The 5,309-nt window shown below is 53.7% G+C and carries 5 protein-coding genes; 1 reads left to right on the top strand and 4 read right to left on the bottom strand.

Annotated features, from left to right (window positions below):
- The 4 genes from GX117_11885 to GX117_11870 all read right to left on the bottom strand — a co-directional run.
- On the bottom strand, positions 1–608 hold a 608-nt coding region (locus GX117_11885; GenBank protein NLO34028.1), incomplete at its 3' end, for a restriction endonuclease subunit S.
- A complete protein-coding gene (locus GX117_11880; protein NLO34027.1) occupies positions 598–2,160 on the bottom strand; it encodes an SAM-dependent DNA methyltransferase in 1,563 nt (520 codons plus the stop codon). The genes GX117_11885 and GX117_11880, both read right to left, overlap by 11 nt.
- Positions 2,160–3,578 (bottom strand): N-6 DNA methylase, encoded by a 1,419-nt coding sequence (locus tag GX117_11875; protein NLO34026.1) that lies wholly within the window; start codon positions 3,576–3,578, stop codon positions 2,160–2,162. Before GX117_11875 ends, GX117_11880 begins: the two co-directional genes overlap by 1 nt.
- Positions 3,575–4,174, bottom strand: a complete 600-nt coding sequence (locus tag GX117_11870) for a hypothetical protein (protein NLO34025.1) — start codon at positions 4,172–4,174, stop codon at positions 3,575–3,577. Before GX117_11870 ends, GX117_11875 begins: the two co-directional genes overlap by 4 nt.
- Before the next feature lie 142 nt (positions 4,175–4,316).
- Between GX117_11870 and GX117_11865 the strand changes: the two genes are divergently transcribed.
- Positions 4,317–4,772: an EVE domain-containing protein gene (locus tag GX117_11865; GenBank protein NLO34024.1), complete on the top strand. Its 456-nt coding sequence runs from the start codon at positions 4,317–4,319 to the stop codon at positions 4,770–4,772.
- Positions 4,773–5,309: the final 537 nt, after the last annotated feature.

Raw genomic sequence — 5,309 nt, 5'->3', positions numbered from 1 at the left:
TCCATCTTTGCCCGCACCGGGTCGATGTCCACGTTCCTGGACTTGAAGATCGCCTGCGCCATCGCCTCGAGGGTGGCGTTCATTCTTCGGTTCAGTTCGATCTTGTCGTCGAAGGTGCTGAGAATGCGGGCGATGGCACGCTGCTCACCTTTATTTTTAGGTGCACAGAAGGGTGCACTAGTCATCGTAGAAGCGCTTGCATTTGGTTGCGCTGACTTGTCACCAAGAACACCTCGAATGAACGTCCAGAATTGCTGTGACCACAGATAATACGCAACAAAGCGGGGGTCAAACCCGGACTTTACCTGCAGGCGGACTAAATATGAGGCAAAAACCGCAGGAGGCGGGCTTTTTATATAAATACTAGATCCTGTAGATGCACCTGTTCTTGCGAGGACGATATCACAGTCATACAGTCGGTACTTTGCTACTGCTCGTTCATTCGCATCTACATAGGGCACGGCATTCCAATCTATGTGCCCTGAGACAATGTCAGTTATCCGTAGAAACTTCAGGCCGGTGTGTTGATCTGTCGCAGAAGCAGTGAGTCCATAATCGATCGAACTGCATACGTCGGCTAGCGAGCACTTGATCCACTCACTCTCCATAACCCAGCACCTCAAGATTCCTACGTATTGCCACTTTGAGTTCTTCGGCCTCGGCCATCTGTTCGTAGAGTTCCACTGTCAACCGCTCCATCTTCTCCTCAAACGGCTCCCCATCGTCCTCGACTTCCTCGGCTCCTACATACCGCCCCGGTGTCAGCACGTACCCATGCTCTTCAACTTCCTCGATAGGTACGCTCCGACAGAACCCGGGCACGTCCGCATATTCGCCAGCGTCTGCGTCGCCCCGCCAGGCATGGTAGGTGCTGGCGATCTGCTCAATGTCCTCATCAGTCAGGGTGCGGTGGGTGCGGTCTACCATTTCGCCCATTTTCCGGGCGTCGATGAAGAGGATCTGGCGGCGACGGTCGCGTAAGCGGTGGTTCTTCTTGTCTCGTGCCAGGAACCAGAGACAGGCCGGGATCTGGGTCGAGTAGAAGAGCTGCCCGGGCAATGCTACCATGCAATCCACTAGGTCAGCCTCGACGATGCTTTTCCTGATCTCACCTTCACTCGAGGTGTTCGAGGACATTGAACCGTTCGAAAGCACGATGCCTGCCTGTCCGGTGGGGGCGAGGTGGTGAATCATGTGCTGCATCCAGGCGAAGTTAGCGTTGTTCTTCGGCGGGATGCCGTATTTCCACCGCACATCGTCCTGAAGCCCCTCTCCTCCCCATTCTTTCATATTAAACGGCGGGTTCGCGAGGATGTAGTCGGCCTTCAGGGTCTTGTGGAGATCATTTTTGAAACTGTCATCGTGCTGCTCCCCAAGGTTACCTTCGATACCTCGAATGGCAAGGTTGATCTTCGCCAGTCGCCAGGTTGTTGGGTTTGACTCCTGCCCGTACACGCTGATATCATCCCGGCGGCCGCCGTGCGCCTCCACGAACTTCTCGCTCTGCACGAACATCCCGCCCGAGCCGCAGCAGGGATCATAGATGCGACCGTGATAGGGGGCGAGCATCGCTACGAGGGTCCTCACGACATGCCGAGGAGTATAGAACTGGCCGCTCTGTTTCCCCTCCGCACTCGCAAACTGGGCAAGGAAATACTCATACACCCGCCCGAGCACATCATGCGAGCGAGCCTCGCGGTTCCCGACAGTAATCCCGCCGACCAGGTCGATCAGCTCACCCAGGCGGGTCTTGTCCAGCGCCGGCCGTGCATAGTCTTTCGGCAGAACATGCTTCAGCGATGGGTTCTTCTTCTCGATCGCTTCCATCGCCTGGTCGACCAGCACTCCAATCTCCGGGCCCTTCGCGTTCGCCTGGAGGAACGCCCAGCGTGCCTCCTTTGGCACCCAGAAGACATTTTCCGCGAGGTACTCGTCGGGATCTTCAGGATCGGCACCCTGATCCCGTAGTGCCGTCAGTTTTGCGTGCTGCTCTTCAAACGTATCTGAAATATATTTGAGGAAGAAGAGCCCGAGGACAACATGCTTGTACTCGGCCGCATCCATGTTCGACCGGAGTTTATCCGCTGCGTTCCAGAGCTTATTCTCAAACCCAAGTACTGCGCCATCCCCATTTGCGCCATTTCCGTTACTTTTTGCCATTATTCCGCCTCCATGTGTTTCATAAGTCTCGCCAACGTTGCACGCATCTCCTCATATTGCCCGGCTCGCCGCTGGTGCAGTTTGTCAAGTTCACGGAGTGCACCCTCAAGGTCGAGCGTCACCTCAAGATCCGATACTTCAATCACATATTCCGAGACATCAAGACTGAAGCCGTGTTCTGCGATGGTTTTGATTGAACATACCGCGCTATACCCCTCTATTTCGCCAAAGGCATTATAGGCCTTTTCAATTGCCGCTACATCTTCGTTTCGCAGGGTGTTTTGCGACCTTCCTGGCAGAAATCCCTTCGATGCATTGACAAACAGGACCTTGTCCTTCCGGCTTTCTGGTTTCGTTCGGCGGATCACCAGAAGAGCGACGGGAATCGACGTCTGCAGGAGAAGTTTCGGCGGGAGGCGTATCACGGCCTCGACGAGGTCTGCCTCGACAATCCGGCGCCTGATATCTCCCTCGCGTCTTTCTTTGAAAAGCAATGATGGCGACACCACCGCGACAAGTACACCGTCATCCGGCAGCGATGCGATACAGTGTTGCAGATATGCGAAGTCGCCCTGGGTTGCGGGGGGGATGCCGTAGACAAACCGGCCGAAGGGGTCGTAGGTCGCGATCTCCTCCCCCCAACTCTTTGCCCCGAAGGGAATGGTGCAGAGTATCCTGTCGAAGGTCTTCACCTGTCGCCCGTCAGTGAACCCCGGCCGGGCGATGATATCTCCAGAGGCGACATGCGCGCCACGCTCTCCCGCAGCAAACAGATTGAGATGCGTCTTCCGGGCAGCCTCAAGAAACCTTGTTTCGGCGTACAGAGGAAGGTGAGCATCCGGGTCATGGTCTCTCGTCCGAGACGCTACCCGGAGGAGGGTGGTGCCACTGCTACAGAAGGGATCGTAGACTGACTGGCCATTATGGGGGGCGAGCAGCACAGACATGAGGGTGGCGAGACAGTCCGGCGTTTCAAACTCTCCCTTTGCGCTGCTCGCCCGGGAAACCAATTCATTGAGTTTGATACAAAGGTCGTGAATCGCCTGCGGATCTTCTTCCAGCAGGGCGGCAAAATTGAACTCTCCTACAGCGGTTACGGCGGACTGCCAGAGCCGGTTCCAAGCCTGGTGCCCCCCAAGGGTTCTGTGGTTATAGTCCAGATCACTAAACCATCCCCGATATTCTGGACATGCCGCTTCGACCCTGGCCAGCGCTGCGTTCAGAGCAGAACCCAGATCGTACTGTTCGGGTGCGAGTTCGTGCCACCGGACAACGTCATCGCCGCCCTGATCAGAGAAGCGTTTCAGTCCAATGATTCCGAGGAGGTAGGGGTAGGCCTCACTCGGGCTCATGAGTGAACGAACCGGATCAAACGCCTCCCAGATCCAGTTAGCAACAGTATCGAGGGCAGGTCTCATACCTTCACCTCGAATGAGCGGAATATGGCATAGTCCCGGACCTTCTTTACTGGCTCCTCCTCTGCCCGCAACGTCGTGAGGTAATCTTCGGTCGACTGCAGGTAGTCCTTGATGTGCTGCTGCGCCTCCATCGGGGGGAGAGGCACCGTGATGGCGAGGAGTTCTTTCTGGCCGATCGAGGGGACAGTTACGCCCTTCGATATAGCCGTCAGATTGTGCTGGCCATCGGGACTGTTGAGATAGGCGGCGAGCACCCCTGGGAGTACCTTCTGCTGGTCGAGGCGAAGGGCAATGAGGTTAGAAGTTATTAGGTGCCCTTCGGCCTGCTTATCGGCAACACCTACCCTGAACTGCGGTCCACGAGTTGCTATGACAATGTCTCCTTCTCGGATGGCCTCGTAATTGCTGCTTTTTGCACTCGTGACGACTCGTTTCTCAAGAGATGCTGTATCTATTCGGCCATCGTTGATATCCTTGATATTGATGACCTCGACAGTGTCTGCGTCAGAAATCTTGGGGGTTCGAACCGCTACTCCGCGCACCACGTCTGTTATGAGGTGGCGCAACTCATTTTGTATGGCTTTTTTTTCTATCATTTAATTGATCCTATAATTTATTGTTTATAGGGCCCTACAAACAATGCCTTATTGCATGCTACTGAATATAATTCTTTCCATTTCAATTGGCGAGGAGGACTGTAAACAAGATCTTATATGCGAGAATTCGAAATCAGGGTATATGACTCGCTGGCTCGCGATATCTAACCGGGAAAACTCGGATGTTGTCATTAAGAAACACATATGGGGAGTGCCGAGGCGCAGCATCAATGCCATCAATCGAGTACAACCTGGCGATACGATCCTGATCTATGTGGGGCAGAAAATAGTCGATAAGGAAGTTCTCCCTCCAGCAATTACCGGATCATTCGAGGTGACGTCAAAGATGCATGAGAACTCGTCGCGAATATTCATCTCACCAGCGAAACTCGGCGATGAGCTCTTCCCGCTTCGGATCAAACTCAGGCCCGTAAAGATATTCGATCCGCCGGTTGAGTTCAAGCCACTTATCCCGGATATGAAGTTCATCACGAATAAGAAGATGTGGTCCGGGCATATTCGTGGCCAGGCAATGCGTGAAATCCCGGAAGAAGACTATCAGAGGATCATGGAAGCAGGTCAAGGGGAAGGGCAGTAAGTATAAAGATATCCGGATTTTTCAATGTAACAATAACAAAGCGTGAGAGTTAGGGTGGGTCATCTGTGGCCTTGGATGCGTTGCTTTAAGGATCTCCTTCATTGAAACCTACCTCCCAAGAGCTACATCTTTTTAAATAACAGTGGCATAGAGCATCACATGAACCCAGAGGTAACCGCTAGAGACCTCCTTTACCCCACTGAGTGGGTATTCCGGTTTTTCATCGCAGCCATGCTAGTCAGAATCGCAAACCCACAGTGGACCTACGCATTCCCATACTTGGTGGATTCGTTCATTTTCCCGTTGGGCTACTATTTGCTTTTCATCGCGGCAGCGTTGTGGTTCGCGGTACAGATATGGGTTTTGATAAAGTACGTCTCTTCGAGGAGAGATAATGCACCTCTGCATCAGTGAAAAGGAGCGCGAGCAGGCGGTTCAACATCTCATCGGGGCAGTTCCCAGGGAGATGCTACTGCAATTTTACGAAGAGATATCGAGAGAGCCCGACTGGCTGATCATGCATCACTTTGGAATAGG

The sequence above is a fragment of the Candidatus Hydrogenedentota bacterium genome, assembly GCA_012523015.1.
In the GTDB taxonomy this organism is placed as follows: domain Bacteria; phylum Hydrogenedentota; class Hydrogenedentia; order Hydrogenedentales; family CAITNO01; genus JAAYBJ01.
Note: the sequence above shows the minus strand (reverse complement) of the source record. Positions and strands in the feature narration are given on the sequence as shown.